11 protein-coding genes and 1 other RNA gene are annotated in these 17,996 nt (G+C 61.4%); 5 read left to right on the forward strand and 7 right to left on the reverse strand.

Translation table 11 applies throughout. From position 1 onward, the window contains the following. Positions 1-84: 84 nt before the first annotated feature. The 6 genes from ffs to AOA60_RS00320 form a co-directional block, all read right to left on the reverse strand. Positions 85-181, reverse strand: an RNA gene (gene ffs / locus AOA60_RS00295) — signal recognition particle sRNA small type. 143 nt (positions 182-324) lie between these two features. Continuing rightward, the gene (locus AOA60_RS00300; protein ID WP_099582681.1) at positions 325-1,491 is read right to left on the reverse strand and encodes a putative zinc-binding metallopeptidase; all 1,167 of its coding nucleotides are present in this window, start codon (positions 1,489-1,491) and stop codon (positions 325-327) included. A gap of 124 nt (positions 1,492-1,615) precedes the next feature. Further along, positions 1,616-3,973: an NAD-dependent DNA ligase LigA gene (gene ligA, locus AOA60_RS00305; protein WP_099582682.1), complete on the reverse strand. Its 2,358-nt coding sequence runs from the start codon at positions 3,971-3,973 to the stop codon at positions 1,616-1,618. A gap of 87 nt (positions 3,974-4,060) precedes the next feature. After that, positions 4,061-4,930, reverse strand: a complete 870-nt coding sequence (gene zipA / locus AOA60_RS00310) for a cell division protein ZipA (RefSeq protein ID WP_099582683.1) — start codon at positions 4,928-4,930, stop codon at positions 4,061-4,063. 259 nt (positions 4,931-5,189) lie between these two features. Next, on the reverse strand, positions 5,190-8,678 hold the full coding sequence (smc, locus tag AOA60_RS00315) for a chromosome segregation protein SMC (protein ID WP_099582684.1): 3,489 nt from the start codon (positions 8,676-8,678) through the stop codon (positions 5,190-5,192). Between the two features lie 2 nt (positions 8,679-8,680). Then, positions 8,681-9,340, reverse strand: a complete 660-nt coding sequence (locus AOA60_RS00320) for a GntR family transcriptional regulator (protein WP_099582685.1) — start codon at positions 9,338-9,340, stop codon at positions 8,681-8,683. A 281-nt stretch (positions 9,341-9,621) separates the two neighbouring features. Between AOA60_RS00320 and xdhA the strand changes: the two genes are divergently transcribed. The 4 genes from xdhA to guaD all read left to right on the forward strand — a co-directional run bounded on the left by xdhA (position 9,622) and on the right by guaD (position 15,735). After that, on the forward strand, positions 9,622-11,070 hold the full coding sequence (gene xdhA / locus AOA60_RS00325) for a xanthine dehydrogenase small subunit (RefSeq protein ID WP_099582686.1): 1,449 nt from the start codon (positions 9,622-9,624) through the stop codon (positions 11,068-11,070). Further along, the gene (xdhB, locus tag AOA60_RS00330; protein WP_099582687.1) at positions 11,063-13,462 is read left to right on the forward strand and encodes a xanthine dehydrogenase molybdopterin binding subunit; all 2,400 of its coding nucleotides are present in this window, start codon (positions 11,063-11,065) and stop codon (positions 13,460-13,462) included. The genes xdhA and xdhB overlap by 8 nt, the downstream gene beginning before the upstream one ends. 118 nt (positions 13,463-13,580) lie before the next feature. After that, entirely contained in the window at positions 13,581-14,423 is an 843-nt protein-coding gene (xdhC, locus tag AOA60_RS00335; RefSeq protein WP_099582688.1) for a xanthine dehydrogenase accessory protein XdhC, read from the forward strand. 7 nt (positions 14,424-14,430) lie between these two features. After that, a complete protein-coding gene (guaD, locus tag AOA60_RS00340; RefSeq protein ID WP_099582689.1) occupies positions 14,431-15,735 on the forward strand; it encodes a guanine deaminase in 1,305 nt (434 codons plus the stop codon). Between the two features lie 76 nt (positions 15,736-15,811). On the opposite strand, the gene AOA60_RS00345 is transcribed toward guaD, so the two are convergent. Then, on the reverse strand, positions 15,812-16,576 hold the full coding sequence (locus AOA60_RS00345) for a GntR family transcriptional regulator (protein WP_017134778.1): 765 nt from the start codon (positions 16,574-16,576) through the stop codon (positions 15,812-15,814). Positions 16,577-16,802: 226 nt separating this feature from the next. Between AOA60_RS00345 and AOA60_RS00350 the strand changes: the two genes are divergently transcribed. Continuing rightward, positions 16,803-17,993, forward strand: a complete 1,191-nt coding sequence (locus AOA60_RS00350) for a benzoate/H(+) symporter BenE family transporter (RefSeq protein ID WP_099582690.1) — start codon at positions 16,803-16,805, stop codon at positions 17,991-17,993. Positions 17,994-17,996: the final 3 nt, after the last annotated feature.

Raw genomic sequence — 17,996 nt, forward strand, 5'->3', positions numbered from 1 at the left:
ATAAAACAATGGCAGTTGACTGAAAATAAATAATTTGGATTTGAATCGAAGGGGGTATTGCAAGGAAGAGCGTTATGGAGGCAACCCCACCAGCCACACCCCGGCACACAATGTTCCCGCTGTGGCTGCTGCCTTCCGGCTCTGACCAGGTTCACGGGTAATCGTTGCGGGGGGACCGATGGGGTCACCATAACGACGCCTGCCTCTCGGCAAGCGGGGCCATTGTACCGATCTCATCGGAAGTTACAACCGTTGGTGACGGATTAAAAATATGAAGGGGTTCAAGCACTTGCCATGGTCACCAGCTTCTCCCTCATTGGCTGATCATTGTGCCTGCAGTACCTCATCCGCCCGGCCGCCCTCTTCCTGGATCACCAGGTGGATGAAGTGCAGCTTGGCGATCACCGCCGGTGGCAGCACGAACGGGTAGAAATCCGGCTGGCCCATGGCGCGTGACAGTTCATTGAGCATGCCGGCCAGTTCGATCCAGGCGTTGACGAACGACAGGAATGCCGGGCCGCTGGGGTGTTCGGGGTCATACAGCGTGGTGAGGGGGAACGGTTGATAATCCAGGTCCATCTCACGGGCGCTCATGCCAAAGCCCAGGGCGGTGTCGACGGCGTCCATCATGTGCAGGTAGTGGGCCCAGGTTTCGGCCCAGTCTTCCCACGGGTGCATGGTGGCGTAGGCGCTGACGCAGGTTTGCTGCCAGTCCGGACGCGGGCCATTCTGGTAATGCTGGTCGAGGGCGTCGGCGTAACTGGCGCGTTCGTCGCCAAACAGGGTGCGAAAAGGTTGCTGCCAGTGGGTATTGGCAATCAGGCGATCCCAGTAATAATGGCCAACTTCATGGCGAAAGTGACCGAGCAAGGTGCGGTACGGCTCGCGCATCTGTACACGGATTTTCTCGCGGTGGGCGTCGTCGGCTTCCTTGATGTCGAGAGTGATCAGGCCGTTGGCGTGGCCGGTCATGGGCGCGTTGCCTTCCAGGTCGATACCGACGAAGTCGAAGGCCAGGCCGGTGTCTTCGTCAACGCTCTTGGGCACGACGCGCAGGCCCAGGCTGATCAGTTGCGCCACCAACCGGCGCTTGGCGGTTTCCACCTTGCGCCAGCGTTCGGGGTTTTCCGGGATCGACAGGTCGGGAATGGTGCGATTGAGGCTACAGGCCACGCACAGCGGTGCGGTGCTGTGGGCCGGGATCAGCCAGTTGCAGGCGGCCGGGGTGTCGAGGTTGGCACAACGGCGAAAGGCGCCGGCGTCCAGATTGTCGTCCTGCAACCAGGTGCCATCGACGGGGCCGGGCTGCAATGAGGAAAGGCGGCTTTGCTGGGGTTGGTAGCCCAGCAGCGCCGCGCAGGCCAGGCATTGGCTGTTGCGAAAGAACAAGGACTGGCCGCAACGGCACTGCCAGACCTTGCTGTTACGCGAGGATTCGGCCATGAACGGTGCGGCGATGCGCGAACTGAGTTGCTCGAAGTAGCGGAACATGGCGATCTCTCCCTAGGTGACTGAGACTAGATCATTTAGCGCTTGGGATCGTTCCACTTTCCTACAGGGCTGCTGCGCAGCCCGGCGCGGGGCAAGCCCGCTCACTACAGAAAACCATGCCACGTCAGACGGTGATGTTGTGCTTGGCCAGGAAGGCTACGAAGGCTTCTTCATCGAGTACCTTGAGGCCCAGCTCGCTGGCCTTGGCCAACTTCGAACCCGCGCCCGGCCCCGCCACCACGCAGTGGGTTTTCGCCGAGACAGAACCGGCCACCTTGGCGCCGAGGCTTTCGAGTTTCTCCTTGGCCACGTCGCGGCTCATCAGCTCCAGGGAGCCGGTGAGGACCCAGGTGTGTCCGGCCTCCGGCAAACCTTCGACGACCTTTTTCTCGCTTTGCCAGTGCATGCCGAAGTCCTTGAGCTGCTGCTCGATGGCCAGGGCAAGGTTAGCGTTGTCCGGGTTGTCGAAGAACTCGCGCACAGCCTTGGCCTGCTTCTCGGGCAATGCCTGGCGCATGTCCAGCCAGTCGGCCTTGATCACACCTTCCAGGGTGCCGAACTTGTCCGCCAGTTTCTGCGCGGCGCCAGGGCCCACGGACGGTACGTGCAGTTTGTCGAGCAAACCGCCCAGTGTGGTGCTGGCGGCGAACTCGGCACTGAGGTCGCCCTGATCCTGCAATTGCAGCCCACACTCGTTTGGCGACAGGAGTGCGCCGATTACCTGCTGGTTATGACTGTCTTCAAAGAAGCTGTGGATCTCGTGCGCCACTTCAAGACCCACGTCGGGCAAGTACGTGAGCACTTGCGGCAAGGCCTGCTGCACGCGCTCCAGTGAAGCCAGGGAGCGCGCCAGCACCTTGGCGGTCTCCTCGCCCACATCCGGAATGCCCAGGGCGTAGATAAAGCGCGCCAGGGTCGGCGTCTTGCTGTTTTCGATGGCGGCGATCAGCTTCTTGCTGGAAACATCGGCGAAGCCTTCCAGGTCGATGATCTGCTCGTACTTTAGTTTGTAGAGGTCGGCTGGCGAACCGATGAGTTTTTCATCCACCAGTTGCTCGATGGTCTTGTCGCCGAGGCCATCAATGTCCATGGCCCGGCGCGAGACGAAATGAATGATCGCCTGCTTGAGCTGCGCCCCACAGGCCAGGCGCCCAACGCAGCGGTACACCGCGCCCTCACTGATGGTTTCCTTACCCTTGCTGCGCTTGACCAGTTGCGTGCGCTCCACGTGGGAGCCGCACACCGGGCAACGCTCGGGGATCGGCACTGCGCGGGCATCGACCGGACGGCGCTCAAGCACCACGGACACCACTTGCGGGATCACATCACCGGCGCGGCGGATGATCACTGTATCGCCGATCATCACGCCCAGGCGCGCCACTTCGTCCATGTTGTGCAAGGTGGCGTTGGACACGGTCACACCCGCGACCTTGACCGGCTTCAGGCGCGCCACCGGGGTGACGGCGCCGGTGCGGCCGACTTGGAATTCCACGTCGAGCAGTTCGGTGAGCTCTTCCAGGGCCGGGAATTTATGGGCGATGGCCCAGCGCGGTTCACGGGCGCGGAAGCCCAGTTCACGCTGGGCGGCAATGCTGTTGACCTTGAAGACAACGCCGTCGATTTCATAGGGCAGGCTGTTACGCCGCTCGCCGATATCCCGGTAGTAGTCGAGGCAATCCTGGATACCCTTGGCCAGCTTCAGCTCATGGCTGATCGGCATGCCCCATTTCTGCAACTGTTGCAGGTTGCCGATATGGGTGTCGCTGATGTCCGTGGTCACGCCATAGCAGCAAAATTCCAGCGGGCGGCTGGCGGTGATCTTCGAATCCAACTGACGCAGGCTGCCGGCGGCGGCGTTGCGCGGGTTGGCGAAGGTCTTGCCACCGACTTCCAGCTGCGAGGCGTTGAGCCGCTCGAAACCGGCCTTGGACATGAACACTTCACCGCGCACTTCCAGGGTCGCCGGCCAGCCGGTGCCATGCAGCTTCAGCGGGATGTTGCGCACCGTGCGCACGTTGACGCTGATGTCCTCACCCGTGGTGCCATCGCCACGGGTGGCGCCGCGTACCAGCTCACCATCCTGATACAGCAGGCTGACCGCCAGGCCATCGAGCTTGGGTTCGCAGCTGTATTCCACCGCTGCGCCACTGCCAAACAGATCACCCACCGGCAGGTCGAGCCCTTCGGTCACCCGGCGATCAAACTCCAGCATGGTGGTTTCATCAAAGGCATTGCCCAGGCTGAGCATCGGAATCTCGTGCTTGACCTGAGTAAACGCCGACAACGCCGCACTGCCGACCCGCTGCGTCGGCGAATCCCGCGTGACCAGGTCCGGATGCTCGGCCTCCAGAGCCTTGAGCTCGTGGAACAGCCGGTCGTACTCGGCGTCCGGAATGCTCGGCTCGTCGAGGACGTGGTAACGGTAGTTGTGCTGATCCAGTTCAGCGCGCAGTTCGAGGATGCGGGTATGGGCGGCGGTCATGGGTGTTCTCTCATAAAGCAAAAGAGCAGCCGAAGCTGCTCAATATGTTAGTGCACGGATTCTACAGACAACGCTTAAGATCGAACCTCAGCGTTTCTGTGTCAGGGCGCGACGCTCGAACTCGACGATACGCTGACGGTAATGTTCGATGGTCTGGGCAGTCAGGACGCTGCGTTGGTCGTCCTTGAGCTCGCCGTTGAGTTCCTGGGACAGCTTGCGGGCTGCGGCCACCATCACGTCGAACGCTTGTTTCGGGTGACGCGGGCCTGGCAGGCCGAGGAAGAAGCTTACCGCCGGCGTGCTGAACAGGTCGATGTCGTCCAGATCAAAAGTGCCCGGCTTGACCGCGTTGGCCATGGAGAACAGCACTTCGCCGTTGCCGGCCATGCTTTCGTGACGGTGGAAGATATCCATCTCGCCAAAACGCAGGCCGCTTTCGAGGATGTTCTGCAACAGCGCAGGGCCTTTGAAGCCGGCGGCGTCGCGGCAGATCACGCTGATCACCAGGACTTCTTCGGCGGCCGGCTGATCATTGACCGACTGGCGCGCGGCGCTGCTGGTCTTGCCGACGTTTTCGTCCGGGAAATCATCGTCGCGGCTGCTGAAGCTCGGGCCTTCGTCGACGTCGAGGTTCAGGTCACCCTGATGGGGCTCGGCCACGGCGGCGTTGGCGCGCTTGCCACGCTTGGAAGACGGTTCACGGGCTTCACGCAACGGCGCGCTCATCGACGGCAAGTCGTGTTCGTCCAGCTGCGGCTCTTTATGGGTATCCAGCACACGGGGCGGCCCCAACAGCTCGGCGCTGCCGTCGTCGTCAGGCAAGTTGGACAGGTTGCGGTCCAGACGGAATTTGAGCTTGCCCTTGCCACCGCGCATGCGGCGCCAGCCATCAAAAAGAATACCGGCAATGACAATAATGCCGATGACGATCAGCCACTCGCGCAGACCGATTTCCATGTAATCCCGTGCCTCTAATAAAAAATGCTGAAAAATAAGGGGTTTAGCACCGTGCAAACCGCTTTAAAACGTGGCGCCAACTCTATGTTCTGACTGACGTTTTGCCCACGCACACGAAAAATTGACATTAAACTAGCACGACCAAAGATAACTTTACACCGTCTGTCAAAATGCCTTGAACAAATATGTCCATTTGCCACTTTCCCTAGACCGGTAAATCACCCTTCAACGCGCTGAAAACTTTCTGTCATGGCGCAACTCAAGATTCCACCATCGCCATCGCTTCTTCGACATCCACCGCGACCAAACGCGAACAGCCCGGTTCATGCATCGTCACGCCCATCAACTGATCAGCCATTTCCATGGCGATCTTGTTGTGGGTGATATAGATGAACTGCACGGTCTGGGACATCTCTTTGACCAGTCGTGCGTAGCGTCCAACGTTCGCGTCATCCAACGGTGCGTCAACTTCGTCGAGCATGCAGAACGGCGCCGGGTTCAACTTGAAGATGGCAAATACCAGGGCCAGTGCGGTCAGGGCTTTTTCGCCGCCGGACAACAAATGGATGGTGCTGTTCTTCTTGCCCGGAGGCCGCGCCATGATCGTTACCCCTGTATCGAGTAGATCTTCGCCCGTCAGTTCCAAGTAAGCGCTGCCACCGCCGAAAACTTTTGGGAATAACGCCTGTAAACCGCTATTAATCTGATCAAAGGTATCTTTGAAGCGGTTACGGGTTTCCTTGTCGATCTTGCGGATCACGTTTTCCAGGGTGTCCAGGGCTTCGACCAGATCGGCGTCCTGAGCATCCAGATAACGTTTACGCTCGGACTGCTGCTGATATTCATCGATGGCCGCGAGGTTGATCGCGCCCAGGCGCTGGATCCGTGCAGCAATGCGCTCAAGCTCTTCTTCGGCGTCTTTCTCGTTGGCCTGGGCGGTCAGGGTGTTGAGCACGCCGTGCAGGTCGTAGCCGTCTTCCAGCAACTGGTCTTGCAGGGTTTTGCGGCGCACGGTCAGGGCTTGCCATTCCATGCGCTGTTGTTCGAGCTGGCCGCGGATCAGTTGGGATTGCTGCTCGGCTTGAGTCCGACGCTTTTCCGCATCGCGCAACTCGCGGTCGGCATCTTCCAGGGCGATCTGTGCGGTCTTGAGTTCTTCGTCGACGGCCATGCGCTTGTCGAGCAACTCTTCGAGCTTGAGGCGCAACTCTTCCAGCGGCGCTTCGCCCTCCTCCAAGTTGAGGCTCAGTTGCTCGCGCTTTTCGGTGAGGCGTTCGGATTGCATCTCCAGGCGCTCCAGGGCCTGGCGTGTCGAATCATGCTGGGCACGCAGCGAGCCAAGGCGTACCGCCAGTTGGTGCGCGTGATCCTTGTGCTGCCGGGCTTCCTGGCGCACGCGGTCAAGGCGTTCGCGCAGGCTGTCGCGCTGGGCCAGCAGCAGTTCGCGCTGCTCGGTGTCGAGGGCCATGCTGTCGAGGGCTTCCTGCAAGTGCAGGCGCGCCTCGCCAATCTGTTCGTGTTCCAGGGCGCGTTGCTCGCCCATCTCGGCGACTTCTTCATCAAGACGGGTGCGGCGCAGGGTCAGTTGCTCGACTTTGGCTTTGCTCGCCGACAGCTGCGCCTTGAGTTCGCCTTGCTGGCGCGCCTCGTCCTGCAACAGGCGGCGCAGGTGTTCGCGACCGGTCTCTTGCTGGCGCTGGGTGGCGCGCAGGGTCTGCAATTCAGTTTCCAGGCTTTCGAGGGTGGCTTCACGCTCTTCGCGCTCGGCGATCAGGCTGACGATTTCCTGGCCACGGGCCAGCACGCCGCTCTCGGCTTCACTGGCGCGGCGCACCCGCAAAAAATGCCGGCCGACCCAGTAGCCGTCGCGGCTGATCAGGCTTTCGCCGGCCGCCAACTGACCGCGCTGGGCCAGGGCCTGCTCCAGGGAATCCACCGGTTTGACCTGGCCCAGCCATGGCGACAGGTCAATCGCGGCCTCGACCTTGTCCAGCAGGCTACCCGGCACCCGCGTGCCATCGGCGGCGGGGCTAAGCAATCGCAGGTCGCCCTGGGCAAACCCGGCCAGGTCAAAGCCGCCGAAATCATCCACCAGCACTGCTTGCAGATCGGCGCCGAGCACGGTTTCCACCGCCAGCTCCCAACCGGCTTCGACCTTCAGGCCTTCCGCCAGGCGCGGGCGCTCGGCCAGATGCTGGTCGCGCAGCCATTCGGCGGTGCCGGTGCCAGGGTCCAGCGCGGCTTGCTGCAAGGCTTCAAGGGACGCCAGCCGCCCGTTAAGCCGCTGTAAATCGCCCTGGGCCTGTTGCTGGGCCTGGGTTGCCTGTTGCAGTTGCTGACGCAATTGCTCCAGGCGCTCCACTTGCTGCTCTTCGCTGGCTTCCAGCTCTTCGAGGGTCATCTCGCTTTCGGCGAGCTGCTCGCTGAGGTCCATGATCGCCGCGTCTTCCGGGTCGGCGGCGAGCAGCACACGCTCTTCCTGCAGACGACGCTGGCGCTCGGCCAGGCGCTCCATGCTGGTCTCCAGTTGCTGGATGCGCGACTGCTGCACCTCGGCCTGGCGACGCGGTTCGGCAGATTGCAGGTTGAAAGCGTCCCACTGCTCCTGCCAGCCGTGCATGGTGGTTTCAGATTCTTCAAGCGCCGCTGCGGCTTCTTCGGCAGCAGCGCTGGTAATTTCCTGCTCGGGGGTGAGCATGTCCAGCTCTTCACCCAGCGTCAGCAGCAAGGTGCGGTCGTGGCCCAGGTGGGATTCAGTCTCCAGCCGCGCACGTTCGGCTTCCTTGAGATCGTCCTGCAATTGGCGCAGGCGCTGCTGGCCGTGCTGGATGCTTTGCTCGACGCGGGCGATATCGCCGCCCACCGAATAGAAGCGGCCTTGCACCAGATTGAAGCGTTCGGACAGATCATGGTGCCCGTCGCGCAGTCGCTCGATGCTGGCATCGGCGTTGCGCTGCTCGGCCACCAGTGCTTCGAAACTGATTTCCTGGGTGCCGATGATCGCTTCGCGCTGCCCCACCTGCTCATTCAGCGCCTGCCAGCGCAGGGCCGAGAGTTGCGCCTTGAGCTGGCGTTCTTCGCCCTTGTATTCCTGATACTTCTCGGCTGCCTGGGCCTGGCGGTGCAGGCGTTCCAACTGGCGCTCCAGCTCTTCGCGCAGGTCGGTGAGGCGGGCGAGGTTTTCGTGGGTACGGCGGATGCGGTTTTCAGTCTCGCGGCGGCGCTCCTTGTACTTGGAGATGCCGGCCGCTTCTTCGATGAAGTTACGCAGGTCTTCGGGCTTGGCTTCGATCAGCTTGGAGATCATGCCCTGCTCGATGATCGAGTAACTGCGCGGGCCCAGGCCGGTGCCGAGGAAGATATCGGTGATGTCGCGTCGACGGCACTTGGTGCCGTTGAGGAAGTAGCTGTTCTGGCTGTCGCGCGTGACTTTGCGGCGGATGGAGATTTCCGCGTAGGCCGCGTATTCGCCGATCAGGGTGCCGTCGGAGTTATCGAACACCAGCTCGATACTGGCCTGGCTCACCGGCTTGCGGCTAGTGGAGCCGTTGAAGATGACGTCGGTCATCGACTCGCCGCGCAGGTTTTTGGCCGAGCTCTCGCCCATCACCCAACGTACGGCGTCGATGATGTTCGACTTGCCGCAACCATTGGGCCCGACCACTGCCGCCATGTTACTGGGGAAGTTCACCGTGGTCGGGTCGACGAAGGATTTGAACCCCGCCAGCTTGATGCACTTGAGCCGCACGCTTAGGCGTCCGCCAACGCTGCGATGACCAGCGAGCTGCTGCGCTGGCAGTAGGCCGACAGCACTTGGCGAATCTGCGGCACGTCACGGGCCAGCACGGCGGCGAGCAGTTGCTCGAACAGCGCCAGGTACTCGCTCATGGACGCCTTGCGCTGATCCAGGGCCAGGTAATAGGCACGGTTCATCGCCGGTTGCAGGTTCTCGACGGTTTCCTGCAGGTACGGGTTATTGGCAAAGGGGTACGCGGCGCGCATCACGTTGAAGCATTCTTCGACGAAGGCGCGGATGTCCTCACGCTCGAAATTGGTCACCAGGCGCTGTTGGATCTGCACGAACGGCGCCATGTCGGCCTGGGTCTGCCAGCCTTCAGCGACGGCATTGCCGAGCAGGATGTACAGCTCGCTCATCAGCGTGCACAGGCTCTGGACCTTGTGTGCGGTGAGCTCGGTTACATGGGCACCACGGCGCGGCAGGATCGCGATGAGGTGGCGCCGTTCGAGGATCAGCAAGGCTTCGCGCACGGAACCACGGCTGACATTCAGCGCCAGCGTGACTTTCTGTTCCTGGATGCGTTCCCCAGGCTTGAGATCGCCGCGAATGATGCGTTCGGCGAGGTGGTGAGCGATTTGCTCGGCGAGACTGTCCGGCGCCTTGAACGTCATGTTTTCCCTTCAAAATCTTCTATCGGTACAAGCGCGGCAGTGTAGCGCATTGGCTGGCTGATGGCGCTACGCCCACCGTGGCGAATTTGGCATGAAACAAGCAGCGGTTGAGCGGCGCCAGCCCGCAAAAAACGCCGGTTCTAGAAGACTGGACCATAATTGAATGTGTTGTGATCGCTTTTTCTTGACCCTTAGGTCAGAAAACCATTGACCGAAAAGTCAGACATGACTAGATTCGGCGCAAAGCGGTTAACAACAATAATGAGTCTGCGAGGCCTTCCGTGATCCAGTTTTTACTTAACCAGGAACTCCGTAGCGAGCACGCCCTGGACCCCAACCTGACCGTGCTCAACTATCTGCGCGAGCACGTGGGCAAATCCGGTACCAAGGAAGGCTGCGCCAGCGGCGACTGTGGTGCGTGCACCGTAGTGGTCGGCGAGTTGCATCGCGACGATCAAGGCGTCGAGCAGATTCGTTATCGCAGCCTTAACTCGTGCCTGACCTTTGTGTCGTCGCTGCACGGCAAGCAACTGATCAGCGTCGAAGACCTCAAGCACCAGGGCCAACTGCACAGCGTGCAGCAGGCCATGGTCGAGTGCCACGGTTCGCAGTGCGGCTTTTGCACCCCTGGGTTTGTGATGTCGCTGTTCGCCCTGCAAAAGAACAGCGACGCCCCCGACAGCCAAAAGGCCCACGAAGCCCTGGCCGGCAACCTGTGCCGCTGCACCGGCTACCGCCCGATTCTGGCCGCCGCCGAGCAGGCCTGCTGCAACAAACCCGTGGATCAGTTCGACAGCCGCCAGGCCGAGACCATCGCGCGCCTCAAAGCCATTGCGCCGACCCAGACCGGCGAACTCAACAGCGGCGACAAACGCTGCCTGGTGCCGCTGACCGTGGCCGACCTGGCCGACCTCTATGACGCCTACCCGCAAGCCCGCCTGCTGGCCGGCGGCACCGATCTGGCGCTGGAAGTCACCCAGTTCCATCGCACGCTGCCGGTGATGATCTATGTCGGCAACATCGAAGAAATGAAGCGCATCGAAGCCTTCGACGACCGCCTGGAAATCGGCGCCGCCACCGCTTTGTCCGACTGCTACACCGCGCTGCACCACGAATACCCGGACTTCGGCGAGTTGCTGCACCGCTTCGCGTCCCTGCAAATCCGCAACCAGGGCACCTTGGGCGGCAATATCGGCAACGCCTCGCCGATTGGCGATTCGCCGCCGCTGCTGATCGCCCTCGGCGCGCAGATTGTGCTGTGCAAAGGCGATGTGCGCCGTACCCTGGCCCTGGAAGACTACTTCATCGATTACCGTGTGACCGCACGCCAGGACAGCGAATTCATCGAGAAAATCATCGTGCCGAAGGGCCACACATTGTTCCGGGCGTACAAGGTTTCCAAGCGCCTGGACGATGATATTTCCGCCGTGTGCGCAGCCTTCAACCTGAAGCTCGATAACGGCGTGATCGGCGAAGCTCGCGTGGCCTTCGGCGGTATGGCCGCCACGCCTAAACGCGCCAAGCGCTGCGAAGCCGCATTGGTCGGCGCCACCTGGAACGCTGCCACCGTGGAGAAAGCCTGCGCCGCCCTGGCCGAGGATTTCACCCCGCTGTCGGACTTCCGCGCCAGTAAGGAATACCGCCTGCTCAGCGCACAGAACCTGCTGCGCAAATACTTCATCGAGCTGCAAACGCCGCACATCGAGACTCGGGTGACCGCTTATGTCTAACCATCACGCCGTGGAAAAAACCCAGGCCGAACTCGCCGAACTGTTCGCCCAGGACCTGACGTCCGGGGTCGGTCGCAGCGTCAAGCATGACAGCGCCGCCAAGCACGTCAGCGGTGAGGCGCAGTACATCGATGACCGCCTGGAATTCCCCAACCAATTGCACCTGTATGCGCGCATGTCCGACCGCGCCCACGCCCGGATCATCAGCATCGACACCGCGCCTTGCTACGCCTTCGAAGGCGTGCGCATCGCCATCACCCACGAAGACGTGCCGGGCCTGAAAGACATCGGCCCGCTGATGCCCGGCGACCCGCTGCTGGCCATCGACACGGTGCAGTTTGTCGGCCAAGTGGTGCTCGCCGTAGCCGCCCGGGATTTGGACACCGCACGCAAGGCCGCCATGGCCGCCGTGATCGAATACGAAGACCTGGAGCCGGTGCTGGATGTGGTCGAGGCGTACCGCAACAAACACTTCGTGCTCGACAGCCACACACACCAGCGTGGCGATTCGGCCGGCGCACTCGCCACGGCGAAAAACCGCATCCAGGGCACCCTTCACATCGGTGGCCAGGAGCACTTCTACCTGGAAACCCAGATTTCCTCGGTGATGCCCACCGAAGACGGCGGCATGATCGTCTACTGCTCCACGCAAAACCCCACCGAAGTGCAGAAGCTGGTGGCCGAAGTGCTGGATGTGTCGATGAACAAAATCGTCGTCGACATGCGCCGCATGGGCGGTGGTTTCGGCGGCAAGGAAACCCAGGCCGCGAGCCCGGCGTGCCTGTGTGCGGTGGTCGCACGCCTCACCGGCCAGCCGACCAAGATGCGCCTGCCGCGTGTGGAAGACATGCTGATGACCGGCAAGCGCCACCCCTTCTATATCGAATACGACGTGGGCTTCGACGACAGCGGCCGCCTGCATGGGATCAACCTGGAGCTGGCCGGAAACTGCGGCTGCTCGCCGGACCTGTCCAACTCGATTGTCGACCGCGCCATGTTCCACGCCGACAACTCGTATTACCTGGGCGATGCCACGGTCAATGGCCATCGCTGCAAGACCAACACCGCGTCCAACACCGCCTATCGTGGTTTTGGCGGCCCCCAAGGCATGGTCGCCATCGAAGAAGTGATGGACGCCATCGCCCGCCATCTGGCGCTGGACCCGCTGGCGGTGCGCAAGGCCAACTACTACGGCAAGACCGAGCGCAACGTCACCCACTACTACCAGACCGTCGAGCACAACATGCTCGAAGAGATGACCGCCGAACTGGAAGCCAGCAGCCAATACGCCGAGCGCCGCGAAGCGATCCGCCTGTACAACGCCCACAGCCCGATCCTGAAAAAGGGCCTGGCGCTGACCCCGGTGAAATTCGGCATCTCGTTCACCGCCAGTTTTCTCAATCAGGCCGGTGCGCTGATCCACATCTACACCGACGGCAGCATCCACCTGAACCACGGCGGCACCGAGATGGGCCAGGGCTTGAATATCAAGGTCGCGCAGGTGGTGGCCGAAGTGTTCCAGGTGGAAATCGACCGCGTACAGATCACCGCCACCAACACCGACAAGGTGCCCAACACCTCGCCGACCGCTGCCTCCAGCGGTGCGGACCTGAACGGCAAAGCCGCACAGAATGCCGCCGAAACCATCAAGCAACGGCTGGTGGAGTTTGCCGCGCGCAAATACGACGTGAGTGAGGCGGACGTGGAATTCCACAACGGCCATGTGCGCGTGCGCGACCAGATCCTGACCTTTGAGGCGTTGATTCAACAGGCGTATTTCGCCCAGGTCTCGCTGTCGAGCACTGGCTTCTACAAGACCCCGAAAATCTTCTACGACCGCAGCCAGTCACGCGGGCGGCCGTTCTATTACTTCGCATTCGGCGCGGCCTGCTGCGAAGTGATCGTCGACACCCTCACCGGCGAATACAAAATGCTGCGCACCGACATCCTGCATGACGTGGGCGCCTCGCTGAACCCGGCCATCGACATCGGCCAGGTGGAAGGCGGCTTTATCCAGGGCATGGGCTGGCTGACCATGGAAGAGTTGGTGTGGAACAACAAGGGCAAGCTGATGACCAACGGCCCGGCCAGTTACAAGATCCCGGCGGTGGCGGACATGCCGTTGGACCTGCGGGTGAAGCTGGTGGAAAACCGCAAAAACCCGGAAGACACGGTGTTCCATTCCAAGGCCGTGGGTGAGCCGCCGTTCATGCTCGGGATCGCGTCTTGGTGTGCAATCAAGGATGCGGTGGCGAGCCTGGGTGACTATCGCCATCAGCCGAAGATTGATGCGCCGGCAACGCCGGAGCGGGTGCTATGGGGGTGTGAGCAGATGCGCAAGTTGCAGGCGGTTGTGCCGGTTGAAACCGAAACCGAGATGGCTCCGCTTTAGGACCGAGGCGCTGCCATCGGAGGCAAGCCTCCTCCCACATTTTGAGATGTGAATGCCATCAAATGTGGGAGGGGGCTTGCCCCCGATGACGGCCTGACAGACACCACAAGAGGTGACTATGAACAACTGGATCAGCGCCCTCGCCGACCTGCAAAACCAGGGCGAACCCTGCGTACTGGTGACCATCATCGAAGAGCTCGGCTCCACGCCGCGCAATGCCGGTTCGAAGATGGTGATCAGCGCCGCGCAGACCTTCGACACCATTGGCGGCGGGCATCTGGAATACAAGGCGATGCAAATCGCCCGGGACATGCTCGTGCGCGGCCAGCAAAGCACCCATCTGGAGCGCTTCAGCCTCGGCGCCAGCCTGGGCCAGTGCTGCGGCGGCGTGACCGTGCTGCTGTTCGAACCCATGGGCCAGGTGCAGGCACAGATTGCGGTATTTGGCGCCGGCCACGTCGGCCGCGCACTGGTGCCACTGCTGGCGAGCCTGCCGTGCCGCGTGCGCTGGATCGATTCCCGTGATCAGGAGTTCCCGGAACATATCCCCCAGGGCGTGCGTAAAATCGTCAGCGAAGAACCGGTCGACGAAATTGCCGACTTGCCCGTGGGCAGTTACTGCATCGTCATGACCCACAATCACGCGCTGGACCTGGAACTCACCGCCGCTCTGCTCAAGCGCAACGACTTCACCTACTTTGGCCTGATCGGATCCAAGACCAAACGCGTCAAGTTCGAACACCGCCTGCGTGACCGTGGCTTCGATGCCGCGCAGTTGCAACGCATGCGCTGCCCTATGGGCCTCACCGAGGTGAAGGGCAAATTACCGGTGGAAATCGCCATCTCCATCGCCGGCGAAATCATCGCCACCTATAACGCCAATTTCGGCCAGCACACTGCGAGCGCCGAACCGATTGCCAAACTGCTGCCGGTGTCACGCCGCAGCCAAGCCACAAATTGAGATCACCATGCCTTTGACTCGCAAAGCCTACCGCGCCGCCATCCTGCACAGCATCGCCGACCCCGCCATCGTTGGGATCGAAGCGTCCTACGAGTATTTTGAAGACGGCCTGCTGGTAATCGACAACGGCCAGATAAGCGCCGTCGGCCATGCTAGCGACCTACTGCCGACCTTGGCGGCCGATATTGAAGTCACCCATTACCAGGACGCGCTGATCACTCCCGGCCTGATCGACACCCATATCCACCTGCCGCAAACCGGCATGGTCGGCGCCTATGGCGAGCAACTGCTGGACTGGCTCAACACCTACACCTTTCCGTGTGAAAGCCAGTTCGCCGACAAGGCCCACGCCGAGGAAGTCGCGGATATTTTCATCAAGGAACTGCTGCGCAACGGCACCACCACGGCGTTGGTGTTCGGCAGCGTGCATCCGCAGTCGGTGAACTCGTTCTTCGAAGCGGCCGAGAAACTCGACCTGCGCATGATTGCCGGCAAAGTGATGATGGACCGCAATGCGCCGGACTACCTGACAGACACAGCCGAATCCGGGTACCAGGAAAGCAAGGCGCTGATCGAACGCTGGCACGGCAAGGGCCGCCTGCACTACGCGGTCACCCCGCGTTTTGCACCGACCAGCACACCCGAGCAACTGGCGCTGGCTGGGCAACTGTTGGGGGAATACCCGGACCTGTACATGCAGACTCACATCAGTGAGAACAAGCAGGAAGTCGAGTGGGTGAAGGAACTGTTCCCGGAGCGCAAAGGCTATCTGGACGTGTACGACCACTACAAACTGCTGGGCGAGCGTTCGGTGTTTGCCCATGGCGTGCACCTGTGTGATGACGAATGTGCGCGGTTGGCGCAGACCGGTTCGGCTGTCGCGTTCTGCCCGACCTCGAACTTCTTCCTCGGCAGCGGTTTGTTCAACCTGCCGATGGCTGAGAAGCACAAACTGAATGTGGGCTTGGGTACGGACGTGGGCGGCGGCACCAGTTTCTCGCTGCTGCAAACCTTGAACGAAGCGTACAAGGTCATGCAGTTGCAGGGCGCGCGGTTGAGCCCGTTCAAGTCGCTGTACCTGGCGACGCTGGGTGGTGCGCGGGCGCTGCGCCTGGAGGACAAGATCGGTACGTTGCAGCGGGGTACGGATGCGGACTTTTTGGTGCTGGACTACAACGCCACGCCGCTGCTCAGCTATCGCTTGAAACAGGCGAACGACATCGCCGAGAGGTTGTTTGTGCTGATGACGCTGGGGGATGATCGGACGGTGTTGCAGACGTATGCGGCGGGCCAGCTCGTACACCAACGCTGATCTCAGCCACAACACAAAACCAATGTGGGAGGGGGCAAGCCCCTCCCACATTTTTGTCCCAAGTGAATCAGGGAAATTACAGTTTTACAGAAGAGCGCCCAGGCTTTTTAGTCTGTAGCAGGTGAGAAAACACCGCATGCAAATCATCCGACGCGCTTTCCTCATCGAGGTTGAGCTTGCTGTCGATGTGATCCATGTGGTGCATCATCAAATTCACCGCCAGTGTCGCGTCCCGCGCTTCAATCGCGTCGATCAACTGGGTGTGCTCATCGTAGGAGCAGTGCGAGCGATTGCCGCTTTCGTACTGGGCGATGATCAATGAAGTCTGGGACACCAGGCTGCGCTGGAAGCTGATCAGCGGCGCGTTCTTCGCCGCTTCGGCCAGCTTGAGGTGGAATTCGCCGGAGAGGCGGATACCCGCACCTCGATCACCACGGGAGAAACTGTCGCGCTCGTCGTTGACCATCTGGCGCAGCTCGGCCAGTTGTTCGGCGGTCGCATGCTGTACCGCCAACTCCGTGATCGCCCGCTCCACCAGGCGCCGGGCGAGGAATACCTGGCGTGCTTCCTCGACGCTTGGACTCGCCACCACCGCACCGCGATTGGGCCGCAGCAGCACCACGCCTTCATGGGCCAGGCGCGACAGGGCGCGACGAATGATGGTGCGGCTGACGCCGAAGATTTCGCCCAGTGCCTCTTCGCTCAATTTGGTGCCGGGCGCCAGGCGTTGTTCGAGGATGGCCTCGAAGATATGCGCGTAGACAATATCGTCCTGGGTTCCGCTGCGACCGGCCTTGCCGGCTCGCGGTTGTTTCTTGAGAGGTTGCAACTGTTCGTTCATGGGCACTCGGGTTTGGAGAACGGCGGCGAATTAACGGTAATACGGCAAGCGACGGTCGCTGGCAAGTATCACCTAAAAACAGGGCACATTGTACACAACCGAATGCGCCAACACACTGTACGGCTGTTTGCGCCGGCGGCTGTATTGCAATGAGTCGTTACGTTTGAGTTTAGGCTTGAATCTGCGCCTTCACCGGCAAACACCCAGGTAAAAGGAACGCCTCTCCATGACCGACGCCACCCAAGCGCCTTTGCGCCCACTGGCCGACACTTCTCCCTCGGCCATTGTCGCAGGCTTTATCGCGATGATGACCGGCTACACCAGCTCATTGGTGCTGATGTTCCAGGCCGGCCAGGCTGCCGGCTTGACCACCGCACAGATTTCCTCGTGGATCTGGGCAATCTCCATCGGCATGGCGGTATGCAGCATCGGCCTGTCCCTGCGCTACCGCACCCCGATCACCATTGCCTGGTCCACACCGGGCGCGGCGCTGTTGATCACCAGCCTGGGCGGCGTGAGTTATGGCGAGGCCATCGGTGCCTACATCACCTGCGCGGTGCTGGTGACCCTCTGCGGGTTGACCGGCAGCTTTGAAAAGCTGGTCAAGCGCATTCCGGCTTCACTGGCGGCAGCCTTGCTGGCGGGGATCCTGTTCAAGATCGGCAGCGAGATTTTCGTCGCGGCGCAGCATCGCACCGGCCTGGTGCTGGGGATGTTCTTCACCTACCTGATCATCAAACGCCTTTCGCCACGGTATGCGGTGCTGGCCGCGCTGGTGATCGGCACCGCGCTTTCAGGGCTGATGGGCTTGCTGGATTTCAGCGGCTTCCACCTGGAAGTGGCGACGCCGGTCTGGACCACGCCGCACTTCTCGTTGGCGGCGACGATCAGCATCGGCATTCCGCTGTTCGTGGTGGCGATGACCTCGCAGAACATGCCCGGCGTCGCGGTACTGCGCGCCGACGGCTACAACGTGCCCGCCTCGCCACTGATCACGGCCACCGGCCTGGCCTCGCTGGTGCTGGCACCGTTCGGCTCCCACGGCATCAACCTGGCGGCGATCAGCGCCGCCATCTGCACCGGACCTCATGCCCATGAAGACCGCAATAAACGCTACACCGCAGCGGTGTGGTGCGGGGTTTTCTACGGGATTGCAGGCGTGTTCGGCGCCACATTGGCGGCATTGTTCGCAGCACTGCCCAAGGAACTGGTGCTGTCGATTGCGGCCTTGGCATTGTTTGGCTCGATCATCAATGGCTTGAGTATCGCCATGAATGAGCCGAAGGAACGGGAAGCGGCGCTGATCACCTTTATGGTCACCGCGTCAGGCTTGACGTTGTTTTCCATCGGGTCGGCGTTCTGGGGAATTGTGGCGGGGGTGTTGACGCTGCTGATTCTGAACTGGCGCAAGGCATAAAAA

The sequence above is a fragment of the Pseudomonas sp. 2822-17 genome (genome assembly GCF_002742485.1).
In the GTDB taxonomy this organism is placed as follows: Bacteria; Pseudomonadota; Gammaproteobacteria; order Pseudomonadales; family Pseudomonadaceae; genus Aquipseudomonas; species Aquipseudomonas cyclaminis.